Source organism: Syntrophothermus lipocalidus DSM 12680, from assembly GCF_000092405.1.
In the GTDB taxonomy this organism is placed as follows: Bacteria; Bacillota; Syntrophomonadia; order Syntrophomonadales; family Syntrophothermaceae; genus Syntrophothermus; species Syntrophothermus lipocalidus.
Genome location: NC_014220.1, coordinates 1,032,305 through 1,057,040 on the forward strand (window position 1 = coordinate 1,032,305; position 24,736 = coordinate 1,057,040).

Consider the following 24,736-nt stretch of genomic DNA (forward strand, 5'->3'; position numbering starts at 1 on the left):
GCGTGATGATTCGACAGGACAGTGTTGTAAGTATGTTAGTGCTGGAGATGCAATTAGCACCTGGATGGTAAGAGGAGGAAAAGCGGATGTCTAGTGAATTAATCCAGGCGTTGGGCGAGATTGAGAAAGAGAGAGGTATACCCAAAGAAGTTCTGGTAGAGGCGATTGAGTCTGCTCTTAGAACGGCTTACAAAAAGAACTTTGGTTCTCTACAAAACGTAACAGTACAGATGGATATGGAAAGCGGCGAAGTGAAGGTCTATGCCAAGAAAACCGTAGCGGAAACAGTTAAGGATGAGCGTTTGGAGGTGCGTCTTGCGGAAGCCCGCGAGATTTACCCTGAGGTTGAAATAGGCGATGAAATCGATGTAGAAGTAACTCCTGCCGATTTTGGAAGGATAGCTGCGCAAACCGCTAAGCAAGTGGTGATCCAAAGGCTGCGAGAGGCAGAAAGAAGCATAGTTTTTAACGAGTTTTCCAACCGGGCAGGCGAAATCGTCACCGGGACCGTGCAGAGGGTGGAACAGAAGACAGTGATAATCAACCTAGGGCGAACAGAAGCCTTAATGGGGTCCCAGGACCAGATACCGAACGAGGCGTACGAGCCAGGACAAAGGATTAAGGCTTATATAAGCGAGGTTAAGAGAAGTGCTAAGGGACCGCAGATATTTCTTTCCCGGACTCATCCCAACTTTTTGAAACGCCTCTTTGAGTTGGAGGTTCCGGAGATTTACGAGGGGTTGGTCGAAATAAAGTCAATAGCCCGGGAGGCTGGTTCACGGTCTAAGATAAGCGTTTATTCGCGTAACGAGAAAGTGGATCCGGTCGGAGCTTGTGTCGGGCCCAAGGGATTGAGGGTGCAAAACATCGTCAGAGAGCTAAATGGAGAAAAAATAGATATAATAAAGTGGAGCCCGGATATCGAGCAGTATATTGCCAACGCCTTAAGCCCTTCCAAGGTAGTATCGGTAGAGGCGTCTGAAAGTGAAAAAATGGCGCGGGTGGTAGTACCCGACTATCAGTTGTCACTGGCTATCGGTAAGGAAGGGCAGAATGCTAGACTGGCGGCCAAGCTTACGGGCTGGAAGATAGATATAAAGAGCGAGTCCCAGGTAGAAGCTGTAAGGGGAGGGATATAGTTGCCCAAAGCCCGAAAAATCCCTCAGAGAATGTGTGTTGGTTGCCGTCAAATGAAGAACAAGAAAGAACTTATCAGGGTAGTAAGGACCCCTGATCTCCAAATAATCATCGACAAGACTGGGAAGAAATCTGGCCGTGGCGCCTATATTTGCCCTAACTTGGACTGTTTTAACCAAGCGGTCAAAGGCAAGAGGTTGCAGAAGTCCCTAGAACACGAAATTCCGGACCAGGTTTTGGAAGAACTTAGGAGAGAGCTGGTGGAAACTTGAGAAAAGACTTATATCAAGTGCTCGGATTCGCGCGCAAGGCGGGACTGGTTTCAGCTGGAACGATGGCAGCAAAGACCAGTCTTTTGAGAAGGCGGGCTCATCTATTGATAATGAGCGGTGATATTTCACCCAGAACCCGGGAGTCGCTCGTCAGTGCCTGCGAAAAATACCATGTTCCCTGGCGGGTTGTGGGCGACAAGTACAGGCTAGGTGCCAGCGTAGGCAAGGCATACCGGGTGGCGGTTACGGTTAACGATAAAGGTTTTGCCCAAACGATATTAGAACTGATCGATGCAGAGGGGAACGAGGCTAATTTTACGGGGGTGGTTGAATGGCGAAAGTAAGAGTTCACGAACTAGCAAAAGACCTGCACATATCCAGTAAAGAGCTAGTTGGGGTGCTTCAGGATCTGGGTTTGGACGTAAAAAACCATATGAGCACCTTAGAAGAAGAACAAGCCGAATGGGTTAAGCGTAGATTGGAGGAAAAAGCAGCGGGGGTGTCAAAAGATAAGGCTACTCCTGCCGGAAAGGGTAAAGGGGTGGGCGAAGCCAGAGAGGTGGCGAAACCACAAGAACAGCGGTCTCGTGATATGATGCCTGCGCGCAATCTGCCCGCCGGAAACGAAGTTGGCCGGCCAGTGAGGTCCCAACTTTCGGACCAGTCTAAAGGTAGCAGGAGACCTCACGCTGCATCCGTTTCTGCCCAGCCGGGACCAACCAAACCTATCCCGGCAGCCCCACCTGAATCAGGGAAGGTTACAGCCCACGCAAAAGCCACCCCGCCGGTAAGAAAAGTTTCTCCCTTTGCAGGACATTCGGCTTTGGCTGACAGCAAGGTCAGGGACATAAAAAAGAAACCAAAGGCCAAGGGAAAGAAAAAGGAGCGCCGGAGGAACGAACTGGATGTGGCAACTCCTGATATCATCGTGATCCCGGAGACGATTACGGTAAGAGAGCTGGCAGAGAAGCTGAATCGTAACCCCGCTGAGATAATGAAAAAACTCATGGGTTTGGGAATAATGGCGGCGATAAACCAGACTATAGACTTTGAGACCGCAGAAATACTGGCGGCAGAATTTGATGTGGCAGTAGAAAGCGAAAAAACCGAGGAAGAGGAGCTTTTGCAGGAAATCGTGGATGACGAGGCTAACCTTGTGCCGCGGCCACCAGTAGTGACGGTCATGGGGCATGTTGACCACGGCAAGACTTCTCTGCTCGATGCTATCAGAAAAACCAACGTTGTTTCTAGCGAAGCAGGAGGTATTACCCAGCACATCGGTGCCTATCAAGTAGAGATCGAGGGAGAGAAGATCACCTTCATCGATACTCCGGGTCACGAGGCATTTACTGCGATGAGGGCCAGGGGAGCTCAAGTTACGGACATTGCCGTGCTGGTAGTGGCGGCCGATGACGGGGTAATGCCACAAACGGTTGAGGCTATTAACCATGCCAAGGCAGCTGGGGTTCCTATTATCGTAGCCATAAACAAGGTCGACAAACCCGACGCCAACCCGGATCGGGTCAAACAACAGTTAACGGAATACAACCTTGTGGCTGAGGAATGGGGCGGAGATACGATAATGGTGCCGGTGTCGGCTAAGACAGGTAAGGGCATCCAGCAGCTTCTGGAAATGATACTTTTGGTAGCTGAGATGAGGGAACTAGCAGCCAATCCTAACCGCCCGGCCGAAGGAGTGGTTATTGAAAGCAGGCTGGACAAAGGGAGAGGTCCAGTGGCAACAGTGCTGGTTCAAAAAGGAACCTTAAGAGTGGGTGACAGTATCCTGTGCGGTTTGACCTGGGGTAAGGTCAGGGCTATGGTGGATGACCGCGGGCAGCGGGTGGAGACTGCTGAACCTTCCTGCCCAGTAGAAGTTGTCGGGCTGGAAGAGGTACCTATGGCCGGGGATATTTTCCGGGTTGTGGATGAAAAGATAGCTAAACAAGTCAGTGCGATGCGCCTAGATGAGAAAAAGAGAGAAGAACAGGCCAAGACTGCTAGGGTAAGTCTGGACGACTTGTTTAAGCAGATAAAAGAGGGCGAAGTCAAAGAACTGAACCTCATAGTAAAAGGAGATGTTCAAGGTTCAATTGAAGCTTTGACCCAATCCTTGCTGCGGCTGTCTACGGACGAGGTCAAGGTTAATGTTATACATTCCGGTGTGGGTGCGATTACCGAAACGGACGTTATGTTGGCTTCGGCCTCGAAGGCCATAATCATAGGTTTTAACGTTAGACCTGACAGTAAAGCCCGTAAATACGCGGAGAATGAACATATCGATGTCCGGCTCTATCGGGTCATTTATGAGGCCATCGATGATGTTAAAAAAGCCATGGGAGGGCTGTTGGAACCAGAGCTGAGAGAAGTATTCCTGGGAAGAGCCGAAGTAAGGGCGGTTTTCAAAATACCAAAAGTGGGGAATGTGGCTGGGTGCTACGTGCAGGAAGGAAAGATTAACCGGAACGCTAGAGTCCGATTATTGCGCGACGGAGTGGTGTTGTTCGAAGGCGGTTTGGCTTCACTAAAGCGATTTACAGACGATGTGCGCGAAGTAGTTGAGGGGTACGAGTGTGGAATCGGTATCGCAGATTTCAATGATGTTAAAGAAGGGGATATCATAGAAGCTTACACCATAGAGCAAATCCCCAGGGAGCTTTAATATCGTCGTCGATTATGACCCTGAGAGTTTTCCGGAGAGTTCCAAGTAGACCGATGCAACTCCGATTTGTTGGGGGTGTTATGGATGAGTTCTCGTCGCCAAGAAAGACTGGCTGAAGAAATCAAACGGGGATTATCCGCTTTGTTCTTCGAAGGGTTGAAAGATCCGGGTATCGATCCGCGCGCGGTATCTATCACCAGGGTTGATGTGTCGCGGGACTTGAGCTACGCGCGGGTACACGTAAGCGTGCTAGGAGATGAAAAGAAGTGCCGGGATACGATGGCCGCTCTAGAAAGAGCCCGAGGGTTCATCCGTAGTGTGCTGGCGGGCGAGCTAAATCTCCGCCATGCTCCAGAGATCGTTTTTCAGATGGACAAGTCTATCGAGCACGGGGTTCGGATTGCGGCAATTCTAAACGAATTGAAAGCGCAAGAAAAGAGAGAGGATTCGGATGAGTCGGAGTGATGACTGGAGGGTGATAGCGGCGGCTATTGCTCAAGAACCAGAATTGGTGGTGACTGGACATGTTATTCCCGATGGCGATTGTATCGGGTCCATGGTTGCTCTCTATCTGGGTTTAGCTGTTCTGGGCAAAGAAGTGGTAGCTGTTATAGAAGACAAGCTCCCGGAGACGTACCGGTACCTCAAGGGGTTCAATTCTATTAGGAGACCGGAGATGGTCGAGCGGTGGCCGGCAACCGTGATTTACCTGGACTGCTCGGATCCCGAGAGAGTAGGTGTCAAGACCTTGTCCTGTTTAAAGAACTGCGAAACGGTGATCAACATTGATCACCATCCCAGCAACACGTTTTTTGGTAACCTTAACCGGGTGGAACCCGGAAAAGCTTCTACTGCTGAATTGGTTCTGGAATTGTTAGATGAAATGCAGGTTCCCATCGATCAGTCCATAGCGTCGGCCATATACACGGGCATAATCATGGATACCGGGTGTTTCCAGTACAGCAATACCCGCCCGGAGACTTTGAGGGCAGCAGCCCGGATGCTTGACCAGGGAGCGCAACTGGATACCATTAGGAATAACCTGTTCGAGTCAAGACCAGTGGTCGAAGTGAAGTTGTTACAGCAGGCGCTGAATACCCTTTCCTTTACATCGGACGGTAGGATAGCCTGGATGGTGTTAACCTACGAGGATATAGCCCGCCTGGAAGCCCAAGACTACCATTTTGAAGGGTTGATAAACTACGCTCGATTTATCGAAGGAGTCGAGGTAGGGCTGCTGTTTCGCGAGATCGAACCGGGTGTAATAAAGGTTGGGTTTCGATCGAAGGAAAAGGTAGATGTGAATTCGATTGCTGCTAGATTTGGAGGAGGCGGTCACGTCCGGGCTGCTGGGGCTCGCCTCGAGGGTGACATTGCCGACGCGTGCCACAGGGTTATAGAGGCGGTAAAGGAAGTGGTTACAGATTGCAGAGATGTCACGGGTTTCTGAATGTTGACAAGCCCCGGGGTATCACCTCCTTTGAAGTAGTGAAGAGGGTTCGAAGGTTTTTCCCTCGCCAGAAGGTGGGGCACCTGGGGACTCTAGACCCTATAGCCGAAGGGGTGCTGCCGCTGGCAGTGGGTGGAGCCACACGCCTAATAGAGTTTTTGATGGATGTTACCAAAGGCTACCGGGCAGAAATGGTGTTGGGAGGGGTTTCAGATACCCAGGATGCCTGGGGGAATATTACCGTGGTTGCCGACGAATTAAGCTTTAGTCTTTCCGACATAGAGAAGGTTTTAGAGCTGTTTCGCGGAGAGATACTTCAGGTTCCTCCTATGTATTCCGCCGTCAACTACCGCGGGCGCCGCTTGTATGAGCTGGCACGGCAGGGAGTTGAAGTATCGCTAGAAGCCCGGCCCGTAACTGTACATTTGCTGCAAGTAGTACAGGCTGAACTTACGCAACCTCCTTATCGAGTTATCTTGGATGTTGTGTGTTCAAAAGGAACTTATATTCGAACATTGTGTCATGATATTGGACAGAAGCTGGGGTGCGGAGCCTATCTCACCAAGTTAGTTAGGGTTTTTTCCGGTCCCTTCTCCTTAGAATACGCCGTTAAACTTGCAGAAGTGGAAGAACGGCTTGCGGCGGGGGATTGTTCTCTATTATTGCCTCTGGATTTTCCTTTAACTTCGATGCCCAAGGTAGTGTTAGAGAACGAGAATGATGTTATTCGGCTGAAAAACGGCAATAATATTAGTATTAACGCTGGTTTGGCAGCAGGTCCGGTCTTGGTCTATACTTTAGACCGTGATCTCATAGCTGTAGGTCACCTCGCAGAGACCAAGGGGAAGGGGACGGTTCTTAAACCAGTGAAAGTGCTGGGTACTCAGTAAGGGACGAGGAGAGTTGTCGATGCGAATCATTAAAGGTCTGGAGAACTATCATAAGGGCAGGCCCCTATCGCTGGCTTTAGGAAATTTTGACGGTGTTCACCTCGGACACCAAAAGCTCATCAAACTCAACATCCGGGATGCTAAGGAGAGGGGGACCATCGCCGCTGCCCTTATTTTTGAGCCCCATCCTTTGCGGGTGCTTTACCCTGAACGTACCCCGCGGATGTTGATATCCACTTCACGCAAAATAGAACTGTTTACCCTTTTGGGCCTGGAGATGGTCATTCAAACCCCGTTCACTTTGGAAATAGCTAGGCTGATTCCGGAATACTTTGCCCGGCATGTGTTGCACGAAACCCTGGGGGTGGCGTCAGTATCGGTGGGATTCAATTACACTTTTGGGCACAAAGGCGCGGGAACACCCGAAACACTGAAGCATCTTGGGGAGGAGATAGGTTTTGCGGTGAACGTCGTGCCTCCCGTGATGGTGGGGGAACAAGTGGTGTCAAGCACTCTGGTTCGACAGGCTTTGGAGGCAGGGGACATCGATTGGGCTTACAAACTGCTGGGATATTGGCCGATGTTGGAGGGAGAAGTGATAGAAGGCGAGCGCCGGGGAGGGAAGATAGGGTTTCCCACCGCCAACTTAAAAATCGACGAGGACTTGATTGTACCTGGAGAAGGGGTGTATGCTGCCAAGGCTCTCGTCAGAGGAGAAGTCCATAATGCCGTGGTCAATATCGGGAAGAAACCGACCTTCCATAATACCTACCCGGTTACTGTGGAAGCTTATATATTGGACTTTCACCGGATCATATATGGCGAAACTATAAGGTTGTATTTTTTGAAACGCATCCGGGGGGAAATGAAGTTTAGCGGGGCCGAACAACTGGTAGCTCAGATCCACCAGGACGTAACCCAGGCCCAAAGAGTGCTAGCGGATACAAGGTTTCGGGCTTTTTAGATTTATCGATTCAAGAATAATCGCGAATGGGTAAGTTTACATCCATTGACAGCTGTGCTACAATGAAACTCGGCAATCGGGTGCCTGCAAGTGAGCCAAGGGAATTATTCTGTGGATGTAGGGTGAGCAATCATTTTTCGTTCTCCAGGGACGACACCGCCAGGCCTCATGAGCATTTGCTCCTCAAGCTAGAGAACGAATCACGCTAGGGCAAATTTCATCTATCTCCGCAACTGTTTTTCAGTGTTTGGCTTGCCCAGGAACCACTGACTGGGGTTGGCGATACTCCGGCGCCTACTCCGGCAGTCGGCGATTAATCGAGAAAAGGAGGTGAGTAGTCAGTGGCACTCACGCAAGAAAAGAAACAGCAGATAATCCGGGACTTTCAACTGCACGAAACGGATACCGGTTCTCCCGAAGTGCAGATTGCCATGCTGACGGAACGGATCAATCACTTGACCGAGCACTTGAAGACCCATCCCAAGGATCACCACTCTAGGCGCGGGCTGTTAAAGATGGTAGGTCAGCGCCGGGCTTTGTTGGACTATCTTATGAAGAACGATTTCGACCGCTACAAGGGAATCGTTACTAGACTTGGACTGAGGAGATGAAGAGCGGTTCAGCCGCTCTTTCAATTTATTTTATTCGAAGGAGGGATAAGCTATAGAACACAAGGTTTACCAAACCGAAATAGCAGGGCGGCCTCTACGGGTCGAGATAGGGAAAGTGGCTAAACAGGCCAACGGAGCGGCTTTGCTTTATTACGGCGACACCGTTGTGCTGGTAACAGCGACCGCTTCCAAGGAGCCTAGAGAGGGCATCGACTTCTTCCCTCTAACCTGCGATTATGAGGAAAGACTGTACGCGGTAGGGAGAATACCGGGAGGTTTCATTAAGAGGGAAGGCAGGCCCACTGAAGCTGCTATACTTTCAGCTCGTCTGATGGACAGGCCGATCAGACCTCTTTTCCCTAAAGGTTTCCGTAATGATGTCCACGTAGTAGCGACCGTGATGTCCGTGGATCAGGATAACCCACCCAATGTAACCGCCATAATCGGGGCATCTATTGCTCTTTCCATATCGGATATCCCGTTTGCTGGTCCGATAGGGGCTGTGATTGTTGGGATGGTGGACGGGGAGTTTGTTATTAACCCCACAGTCGAACAATCAGCCAGGAGCCAAATGCACTTGACGGTGGGTGGAACCCGAGATGCCATCGTGATGGTTGAAGCACGAGCTAATGAAGTGCCCGAGGAAACGATGTTGGATGCCATTTTCTTCGCTCACGAAGAAATCAAGCGTATCATCGATTTTCAGGAAAAGATCGTAGCAGAGATAGGTTTGCCCAAACGAGAAGTCGTGGTTCCTGAGATCGATCCGGAGATAGAAGCGGCTGTAAGGGAATACGGGATACCGATACTGGAGGAAGCCATCCGCTGCTCCGACAAGCTGCAAAGGGAGGCCCGCACCGAAGCTGCGGCAGATGAAATTAAGCAGCACTTCGCAGAGATTTACCCGGAGCAAGATAAAGAAGTAGCCAGTATCATCGACAAGATTACCAAAGAGATAGTCAGGCGCATGATTCTGGACGAAGGTATACGGGTGGATGGACGTAGACTCAACGAGATCAGGCCCGTGTCTTGTGAGGTCGGGATTTTGCCGCGGACCCACGGTTCGGGCTTGTTTACCAGGGGCCAGACCCAGGTTCTGTCAGTGACTACTCTCGGTGCGGTTGGAGAAGAGCAGATTCTGGACGGGCTGGGAGTGGAAGAATCTAAACGTTATCTTCATCACTACAATTTTCCACCTTACAGCGTAGGGGAAACCCGTCCGATTCGGGGACCAGGCCGCAGGGAAATAGGACATGGGGCTTTGGCGGAAAAGGCCCTAGAAGCGGTCTTGCCTTCTCAGGAGGAATTTCCATACACCATACGGGTGGTATCCGAGGTGTTGGAATCCAACGGCTCCACGTCCATGGGTAGCGTGTGCGGCAGCACTTTATCGCTGATGCATGCCGGAGTTCCCATTAAGAGGCCGGTATCCGGTATAGCCATGGGGCTGGTCAAGGAAGGTGACCGGTTTGCCGTATTAAGCGACATTCAGGGTATTGAAGACGCCTTAGGCGACATGGACTTTAAAGTTGCCGGGTCTGCTGAGGGTGTAACTGCTCTGCAGATGGATATCAAGATACCCGGGGTCACCCGTGAGATCCTGCATGCAGCCTTAAAGCAGGCCAAGGAAGGCCGGATGTACATCATGGATATAATGATGAAGGCTATTAGCCAGCCCAATCCGGAGCTTTCACCGTATGCTCCCAGAATGATAAGAATGATGATAGATACGGACAAGATACGCCAGGTGATAGGACCCGGAGGCAAGATTATCAAGAAGATAATAGATGAAACGGGGGCTCGTATTGACATCGAAGATGACGGTAGCTTATTCATAGTCGCGTCGGACCAGGAGTCGGCGGAGAAGGCTAAGTATTACGTCGAGTGTTTAACTAAGGATGTAGAAGTCGGTAAAACCTACGTAGGCAAGGTGGTGCGGATAGCCGATTTCGGGGCTTTTGTAGAGATAATTCCCGGGGTGCTGGGTTTGCCCGGCAAAGAAGGATTGGTGCACATTTCTAAGTTAGCCGAGAATCGGGTGGCCAAAGTCCGAGACGTGGTCGATATCGGCGATGAAATCCTGGTCAAGGTTACCGAAATCGACTCCCAAGGACGAATAAACCTATCGCGCAGAGAGGCTTTACAGCAGGCCCAGCGGGCCGGTTCAACGACCGGACACAAAAAGAACACAAGATCAGCCAAGTAAACCGAGTTTCTCGGTTTATTTGTTTTTTGCGGGATTTGAACCAATCGAATACATACGCTCACTGCCGAATAGAAATTTAAGAAGAAAGGTGGTGAGCTTTGTTTTTGTTCCCAGGCACGATGACAATAATCATAAGACGTCAGACCTTATTCGCGATCTGCTTTGTGATCAGCTTGACTCTTTACACCGTGTGGATCGAACAGGTCGAGCGTGATCTTTATGGAGTTAAGCCTGGGGTCACGGTCGAGGGGATAGACTTGTCTTACTACCTTCCCAAGGAAGTAGAAGTAATTCTTCAAGAATTGGCTCTGAAGCATAGACAAATGCCGGTTAATCCCATTTTTGACAAACAAACCGGCGAGTTACTACCCGAGAGAAACGGGTATGAAGTCGACATAGATATCTCGCTCAAGTCGATTTTTGCGGCTGGCCCTGGGCAACGAGTACCGTTAGCATTCAAGGTTATCAGGCCCAAATACACGACCAAGGACCTAGAAGGGGTTGATTACCAACTGGGATACTTCCATACCTGGCTGTACGGATCCAGCGGGCGCTGGCAGAACATAAAGCTAGCCTGCAAGGGCTGCGACAACACCATCATCTGGCCTGGGGGAGTATTCTCATTCAATGAAGTAGTAGGGCCTCGAACACCCGAGAGGGGATACGAAATAGCCCCGATTATAGGAGGTGTGGACACCGGGGGAGGGGTGTGTCAGGTAGCGACTACCGTGTATAATGCAGCCTTGAAAGCAGGCCTTCCCATCGTGGAGAGACATCCGCACAGCCGGCCTGTACCTTATGTAGCCCCAGGGAAGGATGCTACCGTATCGTACAATTATGCCGACCTGAAATTCAAAAACGACCGGCCTTATCCGGTAATCGTGAAAGCAGGGGTAGGCGGGGGAAAGGTCTATGCTTATATTCTGGGGAAAAGGGGGTGAGGCTTCTTGCGGGTGTATTTTTTGCCTCGCAGAGCCTTAAGGATCGCGGCAGTAATAGCGGTCGTGGTATTGTTTATGGCTGTATTGGCTTATTTTTGGGAGAGTTCGTTAAACGCTTATAAATTGGAGGAACCAATATACCAGGGCCAGACCGGGCAAAAAGTCATTGCTTTGACCTTTAACGTTGACTGGGGCGAGGAGTATGTCCCTGATTTGCTAAAGATACTCGAGCAGAACGGAGTTAAAGCCACTTTCTTCTTAACCGGGCGGTGGGCTGAAGAATTTCCCGAACTGGTTAAGAACATGAAGAAGCACGGGCACTGTCTGGGAAACCACGGGTACAAACACCTTCATCTCAACAACCTTTCGCCGGAACAGGTAAAGGAGGAAATTACCCGGGCGGAAAAGGTAATCCAGACCATAACGGGAGAGCGTCCCTATTTGTTTGCCCCGCCTTACGGCGAATTCAATACCTCTGTTCAGAAAGTAGCCGCTGAATTAGGATATAAGATTGTAATGTGGAGCCTGGACACCGTCGATTGGCAGCGTCCCGAAGCCAGCACCATTGTCAACCGGGTTGTCCCTCGCATTCATAATGATGCGATAATCTTAATGCACCCTACCCAGCCTACGGTTGAGGCTCTGCCCAGCATTCTCAAACAGTTAAAAGAAGAGGGATATCGGTTTGCTACAGTTTCCGAAATCGTCGGAAACACGGCTACAGAAAAGGGGACTGAACCGTAAGATGACTTGTCACGGCAGGAAGAGTGTGATAGGATTTCTGGTGCTGGCATTAACGTTTGCGCTTCTGTTTATTTTGAGTCCAGGTAAAGCTGAAGCTGCGCCTTATGTGACATCTCAGGCTTACTGCTTAGTAGACTTGACTACTGGTCAAGTCTTGGGTGGTAAAAACGTGATGCAGCCGCGACCGGTTGCCAGCACCACCAAAGTGATGACTGCCATCCTTGCTTTGGAATATGCGGGGCTCAAGGAGGTGGCAGTGGTAAGTCCTAAGGCCGCCCGAACCGAAAGCGGTATGGGACTTAGGCCGCAGGACAAGATGACCATAGAGGATCTCTTGAAAGCGGCGCTCTTAGAATCGGCCAACGATGCCAGTGTGGTCCTAGCCGAGCATGTGGCAGGCAGTGAGGATATGTTCGCATACCTCATGAACAAGAAGGCGTGGGCCATAGGAGCTTATCATACCCATTTCGAAAACGCCTCTGGTTTGCCCGATAAGGAGCACCTCAGCACTTGCTATGACCTGGCGGTTATTACTAGGTATGCTTTACGTAACCAGGTTTTTGAGAAGCTAGTCGCCACCCGGCAGGCTGTTATCAAACAACCCGGTTACCCCGGGGGGAGAAAGATTTACAACACCAACAAGCTCTTAGGCTCGTACGAAGGGGCCTTCGGTGTTAAGACAGGCACCACAGATGCCGCAGGCAAATGCCTCATCGGTGCGGCCCAAAGGGGGAACCGTAAACTGGTGGCGGTGGTTCTACGTTCCTGGGACCGGTACGCTGACTGCCAGCGTTTGCTCGATTGGGGATTTACGTCGTTTACTCGAGAAAAAGTTGTAGATAAGTCCAACATGTTCAAGGTTTTACGCGTGAACAAAGGGACCCGGATAGAGGTAACCGTGTATCCGGACAGGGATGTCTATTTATGGTTGTCGCAGGACAAAATGGGATTGGAAAAGGTCGTAGATGTTGATTACCAGCCCACCGCACCCCTGAAGACAGGGCAAAAAATCGGAGAGCTAGAGATACGCTACCTGGGGACTACAGTTGAGAGGGTTAAATTAGTGACACGTTGCACAGTGGGAAGAGAACCCGAGGGATTAATGCGATTGTTTTATCGGTTGTACTTACGATTGATGGAAACTTAAAGGGAAATTCGGAGACTATCGAAAACGGAGTAAGGGTGGAGGTTGAAGTTGTGGTCGATTATTGGGTTCTGGATAACGGGGCAAGACTAGTCAGCGAGGAGATTCCTCATTTACGTTCAGTAGCTATGGGGATTTACGTAGGGGTAGGATCGCGAGACGAAGCAGATGAGATGAACGGAACTACCCATTTTATCGAACACCTGCTTTTTAAAGGCACAGCTACTCGAACGGCAAAGGATATTGCCGAAGCTTTCGAGAGCATTGGCGGGCAGTTAAACGCGTACACATCGAAGGAATACACGTGCTTCTATGCTCGGACTTTGGACGAAAACTTCGAGGAAGCCTTAGATATTCTTTTCGATATGGTTTTTAATTCCGTCTTTATGGATAAAGACCTGCTTACGGAGAAAGGGGTCATAGTAGAAGAGATCGGCATGTACGAAGACTCCCCAGATGAGCTTATTCACGATGTGTTTTCCCAGCTGTTGTGGCGTAATCACGCGTTAGGCCGTCCTATTCTAGGAACCAAGGAAACTGTCATGGCCTTGAAAAGGGAGAGTGTTATCGAGTACTACCGGCAATATTATGTTCCTTCGAATATGGTTATCGCTATTGCAGGAAATATAAACAACAGCATGGTTCGGGATAAGGTTAGCGAGTGGTTACACAGGGTACAGAACCACCCCGTGTCTCGGGCCAAACTCCCTCCCGATATTCCGCCAAAGAACGAATTGAGGCTGATTACGAAGGACACAGAACAGGTTCAGCTGTGTATAGGGACGCCCAGTATTTCTTATTCCCACGATGAGCGGCATGTTCAAAACATCATGAACAGCATCTTAGGAGGAGGGATCGGGTCGAGGCTTTTTCAAACCATCCGTGAAGAGAAGGGACTGGCCTATTCCGTGTACACTTACCCTACCAGCTATTCGGATTCTGGCTCTTTTTGCATTTACGCTGCTACCAGTCCCGAAAAAATCAACGACCTGATGGCAGGCTTGGGTGAAGAACTGGACAAGTTTAGGACCAACGGGGTGACGGCGGACGAGATCAACCGGGCTCAGAGACAGATCAAGGCTAACATGTACTTGGGAATGGAAAGTGTTATGAACCGGATGAGCCGTTTGGGCAAGTCGGTTATGTTTTACGATCGCATAATTCCTTTGGAAGAGGTTATCGATAACATCATGGCAGTTACTGCGGACGATATCCAGCGCTTCGCCAACCAGGTGTTGGTTCCGGACAAGTTGTGCTTGGCAGCAATCGGCGGTAAAGAAGTTTTGTCTGTGGTAGAAAAAGGTTTGTCATCTGTGACCAGGATGGGCTGTCACTCTTCCTCCAATTCTTGGTCTGAAACCGGCTGTTCACAAGTGAGGCACCGGGTACAATAAGGAAAGTTTTTGGGATTGGACTTGGGAAGGGGGTTCCCACACAAGACGCACAGCCCTTCTGCTACCCAGCGTTGTTTTTGAATGAGTTGCTGTTGTCGGGAAAAAATCCATTTATTGATTCTATCGCGGTCACCGTTACTCAAGTTGACGAACTCAATTCCCACCAGGCAAGCGGACGGGCTGGATAAGCGGTCCACGACTCTTACCACGCGACCGTTCAGGAGCAATTCAGGGCCATGGGGCAGGTTCAAAACCGCTTTGATTTGGTCACCTTTGTTAAGTTTGGAGTCGGTCGCCAGGAGACATCCTCCACCGCTTATGTCTACCAAGCGAGCCTTCTGCAAAGAGCCAGTTTCCCTGGTTTCCGAGGATACAATGGGCGCATACCAAATATCAAAACCCGCTGGTACTCGGACCCATTTGCGGTTTTGTCCGTCGCTATCATCTCTTAATTCGGATGGACGGGGTTTTTTGTATAAGGCACGGGTGTCGGAAGAGGCAGTTTCCCTTCTCTGCCAGATGGAGTGATAGGCCCCGGCTGCCAGCAAAAGCAAGCCGATAATCATCACACCGAAAAAAAACCAGTTGGTTCCATTAGAGGTAGGGGTGTTTTCGGTGAAGGCCCGACTTATGTTTTCGTGCACTTGTTGCCAGTTACCGAGAACGAGCCAAGACGATTTCCCCGCAACGAGAGAAGCGACGAAAGGACCTAGATTTGCCAAAGGTTTATTAGGGGGTAAACTCATCATGACGAAATACCTCTTTCCCCAAGCCGAATGAAGGAAAACCTGCTTTTAATTATAATGCTAGTAGCACTTGACCTAATAATCAAGGTTATAGGTTTTTTACACGAAAGAGACACCTCGTTTTACGAAAGACCTGGTATCGGCGTTGAGCTTGTAAGCTGAAGGAGAGGGTAAGATTGGATTTTTCAATCAGGGTTGGGGTTAAGAAACTATCGGCAAAAGTGGGTAGTTCTGTTTCTCTGCCGTTTTACGCTACCGAAGGGGCCGCAGGTATGGATCTCTGTGCCTGCCTGGAAGAGGAGATAATCGTAAAGCCATTGGAGAGGGTGCAGGTACCTACAGGGCTTGCCATTAAAATTCCGTCCCATGTTGTGGGGCTCGTATTTCCGAGAAGCGGCAATGCCTGGCGGTTAGGTATGACCCTGAGCAACGCTGTGGGCGTTATCGACTCCGACTACACTGGAGAGATACGGGTTTTGATAACGAACCTGGACCCGGAGCGGCCTTTCATTGTAAAACCCGGTGACCGGATAGCCCAGCTGGTTTTCGTGCCGGTGCTCAGTGCCAGGCTTGAACTGGTCGAAGAGCTGGAGGAAACCGAGCGCGGAAGCGGTGGATTCGGTTCAACAGGTAGGTAGCTTTTTCAAAAACGGGCCACAGATGCACACAAACCCGGCACTCAGCTCAAGTCTTTGATTACAAGCGGCTGGCTTTTTCGGAGCCCAATGGCATGTTACAATTTCAGCCAACTGAGTGCCGGGCCGATACACACGGATTGACTTTATAACTCAGAATTGTTCATTATTCCTGTCAGGCGTTATGAGGGCAGGTCTCAAAAAAATGGGAAAAACGGGGACTGATTTCTGATAATGTGACCGAGTGTTCTTTTTCTAAAGAACATTTCCGGGGATAACAAGAGTAGGTTCAAATTTGGCGAAAAACTTTGGGGATAAATCTTGAAGCCGGCGACTATTAATTTATTAGAAAGACAAGTTAGGCGGAGGAAAGGCCGGGGTAAGTCACGGGGGGAGCAAGTGTGAAGCTGAGCGAGCTGGTTGGAAAAGAGATAGTCAACATTTATGACGGGATGAGGCTCGGCACCGTGGGGGAGTCGGATCTCGTGATCGACTGCGAAACCGGAGAAGTGGTTTCCATTATCCTACCAAACAAGGGCAATTTCATAAACCTATGGGTGGATCGACAAAAACTCATTATACCGTGGGACACGGTAAGAAAGATAGGTCGAGAGGTAATAGTAGTAGAACTGGACGAAACTCATCCCCGGCTCAAAAACAGCAGTGTGTGACAGATTCATCTAGTTGCGAAGTGTTGCTACTAATCGCAGTGGGTTAAGCAACAGGTCGAGACCGTCCAAGATGTTATTAACCACAATATCAGCGTGCTGCAAAGTAGAGCCACAGCATCCCTCAGGCCCTATAACGGCGATGGACAAAAGCGCCTGTTCCATCATTTCACAGTCATTGAAGCCGTTGCCGATAGCTACTACCCCTTCAGGACGAAGGGAAGCTGTAAGCCGGGCTTTATCTTTGCCCCCCTTTTCAGGGCTTACTTTTTGTAAGGTAATGCCCAGTTCTTCGGCCACTCTTGCCCCGGTTCCAAAAGTATCTGCGGTCAGCAGAACGACCTCAAGTTGAGACTTCAGCTGTTCTATTCTTTCTTTGACTCCAGGCAAGAGCTGACCATCTAGCGTCAGGGTTCCATTCATGTCTAGGAATAAGTGATTGAACACCAACTCTCCCCGTCCCGGAATGGTTACTCTCATCATTTTTTTGCTCTCTCCTCCTTCACCGGCTGACCCCTTACTCAAAGATCGCGCAATATTTTCCCTCTCATGCTGAAGTCAAAAGTGCCCTTGGCGTAGGTACTGGTAACTAAAATACACCAGTGAAGCCACCAAAACTATGACCGTGTAATAAAAAGTGTACAACCAGCGTCTTCGGGATTTGTCCTCGGCGGGGGTTAGCCTGACCTGTATGTAGAGCGCTAAACTGGCTACGGTAAGACAACCGATGACCAGCAACTTGGAGGCGGCAGGGCTTAGAACTCCTATCCACACGGCACATGTCACCTTCCTCATCGTGTTTCACAAGGTCTCGTTGAAATCAATTCTATACTGAAAACACCGTTTGTACAACACGGGCAATTGGGTTCTCCGGCTTGACGCGGAGGTGAAAATATATACACTATTGGTTAAGACTCGACAATTACTGCCGTTGGGAGCAAGGCATGGCTGGTCAGTAAGAGATTGGAGGTTTGCAAGATGGACGCGAGGGTTCGAGTAGCGGTAGCTGGAGCTTTGGGCAAGATGGGGCAGGAAACGGTCAAGGCGGTTTTTGGCGACGACGAGTTGCTGTTGGTAGGAATCGTCGATCCTAAGGGTCAAGGGAAAAGGCTTTCTGAGGCTCTTGCGATTTCCGGTCTGGAACTGCCAATTCACTACGATGTGGCAGAGATGATAGACGACTGCAAGCCAGAAATAGTCATAGATTTCACTACTCCTCACACAGTCTATAGCAATGCCCGGACAATTCTGTCGCGGGGGGTAACCGCGATAATCGGTACTACGGGCTTGAACGAATTCGAGTTGCAGCAGTTGGAGACGCTTGCCGGAGAAAAAGAGGTAGGTATCGCGGTGATTCCTAACTTTGCGATTGGGGCCGTACTGATGATGAAATTTGCTAAAGAAGCGGCCAGGTATTTCCCCAATGTTGAAATAATCGAGCTCCACCATGATCAAAAGCTGGATGCACCATCAGGCACTGCCGTAAAGACGGCGGAGATGATAAATGAAGCTTTAGCTGGGATTCCTCCGCGGGCGGTACAGGAGACGGTCAAGCTCCCCGGTTGTAGAGGTGGGGCGTTGGAGGGCGTACGCGTTCACAGCGTGCGTTTGCCAGGGCTGGTTGCCCACCAGGAGGTCATTTTTGGAGGGCCGGGACAAGCTCTTACCATCCGCCATGATTCGTATAACCGCGAATCATTCATGCCGGGAGTGTTGCTAGCGGTCAAGAAGATGGCGGGCAGAAAAGGAATGGTATATGGATTGGAAAACCTGCTCTAGCTTTCAAGAATCTGGCTTGCTATACTTGATAACCGGTCATTACGGCTTAACAAGAAGCTGGAATCAGGGCTATTCTGTCAGAAGTCGATATAGGGTTTCTTGCAAGTCGGCCATTTCTTGGCGTTGGAGGCTTCTTTCGCGGTGGGGAATATCAATGGTCAAATGGCCTTTAATTCTGCCTGGGCGATGGGTGAGTACAAACACCTCTTCTCCCAGGAACAAGGCTTCTTGAATGTCGTGGGTGACAAAGAAGGTCGAACGTCGTTCGGCCAGCCAGAGGTCGAGAAACGAATGCATCAAGGATAGCTTGAGCCCGAGGTCGAGGCCGACAAACGGTTCGTCCATCAGTAGAATTTCAGCAGGATATGCAAACGCCCGGGCCAAGGACACCCGTTGCTTCATGCCTCCACTGAGCTTTTCCGGATAATAGTTCTGAAATTCCTCGAGACCTACCAGTTGCAGGTAATGGGATATGGTTTGCTGGCGAGCGGAAGGTGAAAGATGATCCTTAAGCACAAAATCGAGGTTTCCACGAACAGTCTTCCATTTCAGAAGCCTGGTTTCCTGAAAAATATAGCTTATTCTGTGACCGGCAAAACCTACCATTTCCCCAGCATCGGGCTCGATGATACCGGCGATGATGTTAAGGAGGGTGGTTTTACCTGATCCGGATGGTCCGAGGATACAGGTGAGCGTATTCTCTTTCACTTCTAGGGTTAGATCCTCCAAGACCTTTAACCCATCGAATTCTTTGGAAATGTGACACAGGCTTAACGGCATGCCTCTATTCTCCCCAAGTTTTAAGTTTTCGTTCTACCGTAGCGAGGATGCTCTCGAAGACAAAGCTTATGAAGACGATAACCACGGTCCAGGAGAGAATACGAGCAGTTTCTAGGTAAATCCTGGCGTTTTGCATTTGAGTGCCGATCCCAAAGGTCGGTTGACTCAATATCTCGGCTGCGATGATGACTTTCCATGTTAGACCCATGGCCGAAGATGTTCCTGCAGCCAAAAACGGAAGAATGGAAGGGATATAGAGCTCGAAGAGGATACGCCAGGGCTTGACTCGAAACAATCTTGCCATTTCCACTAACTGCCTGTCGACATTCTTTATCCCCTGGACCACGTTATCGAATATAATGGGAAACGCGATGAGGAACGAGACGAATATGGGAACCAGTTCGGTGCGAAACCAGATAAGAGCGAGAAGTATGAAAGACATTACAGGGGTTGTACGGATTACCGTCATGAAGGGCTGAAGAGCCCAGAACACAACCGAATTAAATCCTGCCAGAAAGCCGGTTACGGCACCCGCTAAACAAGATACCAAAAAACCGGCCAAGCCGCGATACACCGTGGCTTCTACCGATTGCCAGAACGCGGCTGACCGGACGGCATTAACCAGATCGCGCATGGTAGTTTCCGGGGCAGGGAGTATAATCTCTGCCCCGATGACCAAAGAAAGTATCTTCCATACCAAGAACAAGAAGAAAATCGAACCGAGGGTGACCAGGCTATTCTTTATAGTAGAAGTCATTATCAGGCATTTTACCCCCTATGCTTTGAGGAGCATAATCATAGAGCACCTTAAGAAAAGCTTCGACTGCAGGTTTGCTGGTTTGAGCATCTTCATACCGCAGGTTGCACCGGGGAATAGCCGCTTCTGCTACCGGGGCTTTCATGCCAACTCCCAGCTTTTCCGCAAGTTGACCGGCTGCGCTCGGGTTTTGATTGGCCCAGTCGATGGAATCTTTATACGCGGACAGGAACGCGGCAACGACGTTCGGGTGTTTTGCTGCCAGGTCTTTTTTTACTACCAGGCAGGTTTGGGCTAAGGCCACGTCCTTGCCGACCACTTTTTTCCACTCCTCTTGCAGGTCGAGTATCACCTTGCAGGTATTGCTGCCCTTTAAGGCCTGGGTGACCCAAGGCTCAGGTAAAACCGCTAGCTTGATTCGGCCTGCAATCAGGCTCTGGGCTGCTTGTACCTGGTCCAGTGTATAGTCGAGCTTCACATCTGTATCCGGATTCAGGCCGTTTTTGGACAAGAGAAAACGAAAAACTATATCCGGCGTTGCGCCCTTGCCTACCACGTAGACGGTCTTACCCTTTAGATCCGCCCAGCTGTTTACCGTTTCGCCGTTTGATACGGCGTACATAACTCCCCATGAGCTCATGGCCGCCAGTTGGTAGGGAACTCCTTTGTTGTAAAGAGAAGCGGCCATGTTAGTGGGGAGGGCGGCGATGTCGACTTCCTTCGATACCAGCTTAGAAGTGAGCAGATCCGGGGTCTCGAGGATCTGGTAGTTGGTAGTTACTTCTTCGCCCAGAGCGGGTTTCGATTCCATCATCTTGACCATGCTCAAGGCAGTGGGTCCGCGCAAAGCCGCGACGTTAACCGTCAGTTTCTCGGGTGGTGGAGTAGGGGATTTTTTTTCGGTCTGGCTGGAACACCCGCCACCCGTGACCAATACCAGGGTCATCAGGAAAGCTAGCATCAAAGGAACAAGCTTTTTCACACCCATCCTCTCCTTTCTTTTTGTCATGTTGTGCGACTCGTTGTCCAAACACGCACCTGGCTATATTTTAGTGTAACTGCAGGGGTTGGACAATCCTTGTCACAGGTTTGCCTTAGCAGAGACTAACACCTGCTCGACCGTGAAAACTCAAGGGACAAGGACCCTTCTGCCAAGGTTTGTAGCTTGCTCACGGCGGGCGAAGGAAAGACAAGCACCTCCTGTGTTCGGAACGAATATACTGCTACTAACCTTGCCAGCGAAATTATGAAGGAGGCGCTTTTTTGTGAGCTCGGCGCTTTCAGGCATCAAAATAGCAGTAGTCGGCGGAGATGATAGGGAACTGGTCCTGATTTCGGAGTTGGTTCGCCTAGGCGCTACCATCAGTGTTGTCGGTTTTCCCAGGAACATGGTGAAACAAGGGAGCTACGTGGTGAACACGGTGGAGGAGGCCTGTAGAGGCGCAGAGGTTCTCATCCTTCCTATGCCCGGAACCGACGGGAACGGAGTGGTACGGGCGGTTTACAGTTCTGAGCAGTTGGAACTGACTGAGCGGGCTATAAGACAACTGGCCCCCAATGCTCTGGTTATCATAGGTGTGGCGCGGCCTTTCTTACGCGAGTGGTGCAGAAAATACCGTTTGGTTCTTATGGAGATAGCGGAAATGGACGAGGTGGCCATACTCAACTCGATACCGACGGCGGAAGGAGCCTTGCAGATAGCTATAGCCGAAACGCCGATAACTATTCACGGATCCGAGGTTTGCGTGCTGGGATTCGGGCGGGTAGGACACACTTTGGGGAGAATGCTCAAAAACCTTGGAGCACACGTAACTGCGGTTTCAAGAGATCCGGCCGAACTGGCACGGGCATACGAAATAGGATGTCGGCGAGCCGGTTTTGAAGAATTAGGAAGCCTGGTGCAGTCGGTCGACATAATCTTTAACACGGTGCCGGCCATGGTTCTGGACCGCGAGATGTTAGAAGCTGCTAACCCGGATGTTCTCATTATAGACCTAGCCGCCCAACCGGGAGGGACTGACTTCGAAGCGGCCAGCTTGCTGGGTATTAAAGCTGTTTTGGCCCCTGGACTTCCTGGGAAGGTAGCACCGGTGACAGCAGGTAGGATACTGGCCGAGGTTATCCCTCAGATTATTCTCCGGGAATTGCTGAGGACTGACCAAAACACATCATGTGGGTGAGGGAGGGGGTGATTATGGTGCGGCTAAAGGGCGTTCGAGTCGGTACAGTGCTGACCGGTTCCCACTGTACTGTGAAGGAGGTCCTGGTAGAAATAGAGAACCTGAAACGGGAGGGAGCAATCATAACCCCAATCCTATCGTACAGCGTTGACCAGACAGACAACAGGTTCTACCGGACTGCGGATTTAAAGGCGCGTCTACAAAAATTAACGGGTGGCCCTATTATCAATACCATAGTTGGAGCCGAGCCTATCGGGCCTCAGAAGTTGCTCGATCTGGTTATTGTGGCTCCTTGCACCGGCAACACCATAGCCAAACTGGCCAACGGAATCACGGATACCCCGGCTTTGATGGCTGTCAAAGCCCATCTCAGAAACCAGAGACCGGTAGTAATCGGAGTATCCACCAACGATGGGTTGGGACTAAACGCCAAGAACGTGGGAATCCTTATGGCTACCAAGAATATATACTTCATCCCATTCCGCCAGGACAATCCAATCGAAAAGCCCAACTCTATAGTGGCGGACATGAAATTGATGGTGGAAACTGCAATTGCCGCTTTGCAAGGCAAGCAACTACAGCCTGTTCTCTTAGGGTCGGCTTAAAGCAGTATTGTTACCGTCAAAAGCCATGTGCTAAAATATTTTGTAAGTTTTCTAGTTTAAGCAAGGCAGGAGGTTTTCACCATGGCAATGGTTAAGATGGCGGTGGTAGGGGCAACCGGTGCAGTAGGACGCGAGATGCTGAAGGTGTTGGAGGAAAGGGATTTCCCAGTTGGGGAACTCGTATGCTTGGCTGATCCCAAAGAAGAGGGTAACCGAGTTAAATTTAAAGACGAAGATGTGATAGTGCGAGGGGCGTCCCCGGAGGCGTTTTCTGGGATAGATATCGTGCTCTTGGCAGTGGCGAGTGAAATAAGCGAGGCACTGGCCCCGGAAGCCGTTAAAAGGGGATGTGTGGTCATAGACAACAGCTACGCGTTTCGTTTACGCGAGGGCGTGCCGCTGGTGGTTCCTGAGGTTAATGCAGGCGACGTCGGTCAACATCAGGGCATTATAGCTAACCCCAACTGCTCTACCATCATAATGGTGGTAGCCGTAAATCCCATTCACCAGGCTGCAGGGATCAAAAGAATTGTGGTATCTACGTACCAAGCTGTATCCGGTGCCGGGATCTTAGGGATAGAAGAACTTACTAGGCAAACCAGAGCAGCGCTTGAGGAGAGAGAGGAGAAACCCGAAGTTTTTCAGTACCCGATAGCGTTTAACCTTATTCCCCATATAGATACATTCCAAGAGAACGGATATACGAAAGAAGAAATGAAAATGGTGTGGGAAACCAGGAAGATCATGCATCTGCCAGACCTGCGGGTATCGCCGACGACGGTTCGGGTCCCAGTATACCGCAGTCATTCCGAGTCTATCAATATCGAAACCGAAAGAAAGATATCGGCCGAAGAGGCGCGGGGAATACTGGCCAAAGCGCCTGGAGTGGTGGTGCAAGACGATCCTGGGGCCGGGGTATATCCCATGCCTCTTTATACTTCCTTCCGAGACGAGGTTTTTGTGGGGAGGATAAGGGAGGATGTTTCTGTCGAACGCGGGCTTAACCTATGGGTTGCCGCAGACCAGATCAGAAAAGGCGCGGCCACTAACGCCGTGCAGATCGCTGAGATAGTGGTACGGGAAAACCTCTTCTAAACAAGTTTTTGTAAGGACCACGATGCTGTACTATATATATTTGTATATTTCAGTCGGTTTGAGTCAGGGGAATAATATTTGAGAATGGCGGTGATCAGAGTGTTAAAGTCAAGACTTCTGACGGCGATGGTTACTCCTTACGACGATCAGTTGCAGGTTGATCTCGACAAAGCTAAAAGACTGGCAAAACACCTGGCAGAAACGGGCAGCGAAGGCATAGTGGTTTGCGGGACAACTGGCGAGTCTCCGGTATTGTCGGCAGAGGAAAAGCTGAGTTTGTTCGCGGCGGTTAAAGAAGAGGTCGGGGATAAGGTTGAGGTTTGGGCGGGAACCGGCTCCAACAATACCAATGCTTCTGTGGAGCTGACGCGAAGTGCCAGCAGATTAGGGGTAAATGGGATTATGGCAGTTACCCCTTACTACAACAAACCTTCGCAGAACGGGCTCTACGAGCATTTTCGGGCTATCGCCGAGGCGACCGATTTGCCAGTGATGCTGTATAACGTGCCAGGGAGAACTGGAGTGAATTTGTTGCCCGAGACGGTCAAAAAGCTGGCTGAAATGGAGAACATCGTCGCGGTCAAGGAAGCTAGTGGAAATCTGGACCAGGTATCGCAGTTGAGAACGCTGGTCCCGGACGATTTTACGATTTATTCGGGTGATGATTCCCTGACCTTGCCTATGCTGGCTGTGGGGGCGTCAGGGGTAGTGAGTATAGCGAGCCACATTGCGGGGAAGCGTATTAAAGAGATGATCGACGCTTTCTTTAACGGTGAAGTTGTGAGAGCCTGCCGCTTGCACGGGGAGTTGTTTCCTCTATTTAAGGGCCTTTTCATTACTACCAATCCAATTCCCTTAAAAGAAGCTCTGAACATGATGGGTCTGGATGTTGGCGGGCTTAGGTTGCCGTTAACCGGGGCTACGGACAGCGAGAAAGCCCAAATTCGCCGCATGCTTACGGAGATGGGGTACCTGAAATAGCCGAAGGTGGGAGCCGGACCTGGGTCCGGTTTTTTGTTTGTAAAATTGTTCGTAACAGCAGAATTGCCGGGTTGAAACCGCAGGTTGCGCTTTTG

General features: G+C 50.3%; 27 protein-coding genes. 21 read left to right on the forward strand and 6 right to left on the reverse strand.

What is annotated here, in order from left to right:
- The first annotated feature begins 86 nt into the window (after positions 1–86).
- From nusA to SLIP_RS05000, 14 genes are all read left to right on the forward strand, one after another.
- Complete coding sequence (gene nusA / locus SLIP_RS04935; protein ID WP_013175181.1) at positions 87–1,139, forward strand: transcription termination factor NusA; 1,053 nt, start codon at positions 87–89, stop codon at positions 1,137–1,139.
- Positions 1,140–1,409, forward strand: a complete 270-nt coding sequence (rnpM, locus tag SLIP_RS04940; RefSeq protein ID WP_013175182.1) for an RNase P modulator RnpM — start codon at positions 1,140–1,142, stop codon at positions 1,407–1,409. It begins immediately after the preceding gene.
- A complete protein-coding gene (locus tag SLIP_RS04945; RefSeq protein ID WP_013175183.1) occupies positions 1,406–1,753 on the forward strand; it encodes a L7Ae/L30e/S12e/Gadd45 family ribosomal protein in 348 nt (115 codons plus the stop codon). The genes rnpM and SLIP_RS04945 overlap by 4 nt, the downstream gene beginning before the upstream one ends.
- On the forward strand, positions 1,741–4,071 hold the full coding sequence (infB, locus tag SLIP_RS04950) for a translation initiation factor IF-2 (protein WP_013175184.1): 2,331 nt from the start codon (positions 1,741–1,743) through the stop codon (positions 4,069–4,071). The genes SLIP_RS04945 and infB overlap by 13 nt, the downstream gene beginning before the upstream one ends.
- An 84-nt stretch (positions 4,072–4,155) precedes the next feature.
- Positions 4,156–4,536, forward strand: coding sequence for a 30S ribosome-binding factor RbfA (rbfA, locus tag SLIP_RS04955; protein ID WP_013175185.1), 381 nt, complete (start codon positions 4,156–4,158; stop codon positions 4,534–4,536).
- The gene (locus SLIP_RS04960) at positions 4,523–5,521 is read left to right on the forward strand and encodes a DHH family phosphoesterase (RefSeq protein WP_013175186.1); all 999 of its coding nucleotides are present in this window, start codon (positions 4,523–4,525) and stop codon (positions 5,519–5,521) included. The genes rbfA and SLIP_RS04960 overlap by 14 nt, the downstream gene beginning before the upstream one ends.
- On the forward strand, positions 5,497–6,411 hold the full coding sequence (gene truB, locus SLIP_RS04965) for a tRNA pseudouridine(55) synthase TruB (RefSeq protein WP_013175187.1): 915 nt from the start codon (positions 5,497–5,499) through the stop codon (positions 6,409–6,411). Before SLIP_RS04960 ends, truB begins: the two co-directional genes overlap by 25 nt.
- Before the next feature lie 19 nt (positions 6,412–6,430).
- The gene (locus SLIP_RS04970) at positions 6,431–7,375 is read left to right on the forward strand and encodes a bifunctional riboflavin kinase/FAD synthetase (RefSeq protein ID WP_013175188.1); all 945 of its coding nucleotides are present in this window, start codon (positions 6,431–6,433) and stop codon (positions 7,373–7,375) included.
- 341 nt (positions 7,376–7,716) lie between these two features.
- Positions 7,717–7,986, forward strand: coding sequence for a 30S ribosomal protein S15 (gene rpsO / locus SLIP_RS04975; protein WP_013175189.1), 270 nt, complete (start codon positions 7,717–7,719; stop codon positions 7,984–7,986).
- Between the two features lie 52 nt (positions 7,987–8,038).
- Positions 8,039–10,192: a polyribonucleotide nucleotidyltransferase gene (locus tag SLIP_RS04980; protein WP_013175190.1), complete on the forward strand. Its 2,154-nt coding sequence runs from the start codon at positions 8,039–8,041 to the stop codon at positions 10,190–10,192.
- Positions 10,193–10,290: 98 nt separating this feature from the next.
- Positions 10,291–11,133 (forward strand): VanW family protein, encoded by an 843-nt coding sequence (locus SLIP_RS04985; RefSeq protein ID WP_013175191.1) that lies wholly within the window; start codon positions 10,291–10,293, stop codon positions 11,131–11,133.
- Positions 11,134–11,145: 12 nt separating this feature from the next.
- Positions 11,146–11,877, forward strand: coding sequence for a polysaccharide deacetylase family protein (locus SLIP_RS04990; protein WP_242649145.1), 732 nt, complete (start codon positions 11,146–11,148; stop codon positions 11,875–11,877).
- Positions 11,819–13,024: a D-alanyl-D-alanine carboxypeptidase family protein gene (locus SLIP_RS04995; RefSeq protein ID WP_013175193.1), complete on the forward strand. Its 1,206-nt coding sequence runs from the start codon at positions 11,819–11,821 to the stop codon at positions 13,022–13,024. Before SLIP_RS04990 ends, SLIP_RS04995 begins: the two co-directional genes overlap by 59 nt.
- A 50-nt stretch (positions 13,025–13,074) precedes the next feature.
- Positions 13,075–14,415 (forward strand): M16 family metallopeptidase, encoded by a 1,341-nt coding sequence (locus tag SLIP_RS05000; RefSeq protein WP_013175194.1) that lies wholly within the window; start codon positions 13,075–13,077, stop codon positions 14,413–14,415.
- Here the strand turns inward: SLIP_RS05000 and SLIP_RS05005 are convergent.
- Positions 14,352–15,164, reverse strand: coding sequence for a PilZ domain-containing protein (locus tag SLIP_RS05005; protein WP_013175195.1), 813 nt, complete (start codon positions 15,162–15,164; stop codon positions 14,352–14,354). The genes SLIP_RS05000 and SLIP_RS05005 overlap by 64 nt on opposite strands.
- Before the next feature lie 173 nt (positions 15,165–15,337).
- On the opposite strand from SLIP_RS05005, the gene dut reads away from it, so the two are divergent.
- Together dut and SLIP_RS05015 are read left to right on the forward strand one after the other, a co-directional pair.
- Positions 15,338–15,799, forward strand: coding sequence for a dUTP diphosphatase (gene dut / locus SLIP_RS05010; protein ID WP_013175196.1), 462 nt, complete (start codon positions 15,338–15,340; stop codon positions 15,797–15,799).
- Positions 15,800–16,197: 398 nt separating this feature from the next.
- On the forward strand, positions 16,198–16,467 hold the full coding sequence (locus SLIP_RS05015) for a YlmC/YmxH family sporulation protein (protein WP_013175197.1): 270 nt from the start codon (positions 16,198–16,200) through the stop codon (positions 16,465–16,467).
- 9 nt (positions 16,468–16,476) lie between these two features.
- On the opposite strand, the gene SLIP_RS05020 is transcribed toward SLIP_RS05015, so the two are convergent.
- Positions 16,477–16,947, reverse strand: a complete 471-nt coding sequence (locus SLIP_RS05020) for an HAD family hydrolase (protein ID WP_013175198.1) — start codon at positions 16,945–16,947, stop codon at positions 16,477–16,479.
- A 75-nt stretch (positions 16,948–17,022) separates the two neighbouring features.
- Complete coding sequence (locus SLIP_RS05025; RefSeq protein ID WP_041432752.1) at positions 17,023–17,238, reverse strand: hypothetical protein; 216 nt, start codon at positions 17,236–17,238, stop codon at positions 17,023–17,025.
- 204 nt (positions 17,239–17,442) lie between these two features.
- On the opposite strand from SLIP_RS05025, the gene dapB reads away from it, so the two are divergent.
- Positions 17,443–18,243 carry a 4-hydroxy-tetrahydrodipicolinate reductase gene (gene dapB / locus SLIP_RS05030; RefSeq protein WP_013175200.1) on the forward strand — a complete coding sequence of 267 codons (801 nt, stop codon included), beginning with the start codon at positions 17,443–17,445 and terminating at the stop codon, positions 18,241–18,243.
- Between the two features lie 69 nt (positions 18,244–18,312).
- Here dapB and SLIP_RS05035 read toward each other — a convergent pair whose 3' ends face one another.
- Genes SLIP_RS05035 through SLIP_RS05045 form a run of 3 tightly spaced genes read right to left on the reverse strand, consistent with a single transcriptional unit; the run spans position 18,313 to position 20,762 of the window.
- Positions 18,313–19,023 carry an ABC transporter ATP-binding protein gene (locus SLIP_RS05035; RefSeq protein WP_013175201.1) on the reverse strand — a complete coding sequence of 237 codons (711 nt, stop codon included), beginning with the start codon at positions 19,021–19,023 and terminating at the stop codon, positions 18,313–18,315.
- A gap of 4 nt (positions 19,024–19,027) precedes the next feature.
- Positions 19,028–19,780: an ABC transporter permease gene (locus SLIP_RS05040; RefSeq protein ID WP_013175202.1), complete on the reverse strand. Its 753-nt coding sequence runs from the start codon at positions 19,778–19,780 to the stop codon at positions 19,028–19,030.
- Positions 19,758–20,762, reverse strand: a complete 1,005-nt coding sequence (locus tag SLIP_RS05045) for an ABC transporter substrate-binding protein (RefSeq protein WP_013175203.1) — start codon at positions 20,760–20,762, stop codon at positions 19,758–19,760. Before SLIP_RS05045 ends, SLIP_RS05040 begins: the two co-directional genes overlap by 23 nt.
- 283 nt (positions 20,763–21,045) lie before the next feature.
- Here SLIP_RS05045 and dpsA point away from each other — a divergent pair, with 283 nt between their 5' ends.
- The 4 genes from dpsA to dapA all read left to right on the forward strand — a co-directional run bounded on the left by dpsA (position 21,046) and on the right by dapA (position 24,641).
- Complete coding sequence (gene dpsA / locus SLIP_RS05050) at positions 21,046–21,960, forward strand: dipicolinate synthase subunit DpsA (protein WP_013175204.1); 915 nt, start codon at positions 21,046–21,048, stop codon at positions 21,958–21,960.
- A gap of 14 nt (positions 21,961–21,974) precedes the next feature.
- Entirely contained in the window at positions 21,975–22,565 is a 591-nt protein-coding gene (locus tag SLIP_RS05055; protein WP_013175205.1) for a dipicolinate synthase subunit B, read from the forward strand.
- 81 nt (positions 22,566–22,646) lie between these two features.
- A complete protein-coding gene (locus tag SLIP_RS05060; protein WP_013175206.1) occupies positions 22,647–23,660 on the forward strand; it encodes an aspartate-semialdehyde dehydrogenase in 1,014 nt (337 codons plus the stop codon).
- Positions 23,661–23,744: 84 nt separating this feature from the next.
- On the forward strand, positions 23,745–24,641 hold the full coding sequence (gene dapA / locus SLIP_RS05065; protein ID WP_041433432.1) for a 4-hydroxy-tetrahydrodipicolinate synthase: 897 nt from the start codon (positions 23,745–23,747) through the stop codon (positions 24,639–24,641).
- Positions 24,642–24,736: the final 95 nt, after the last annotated feature.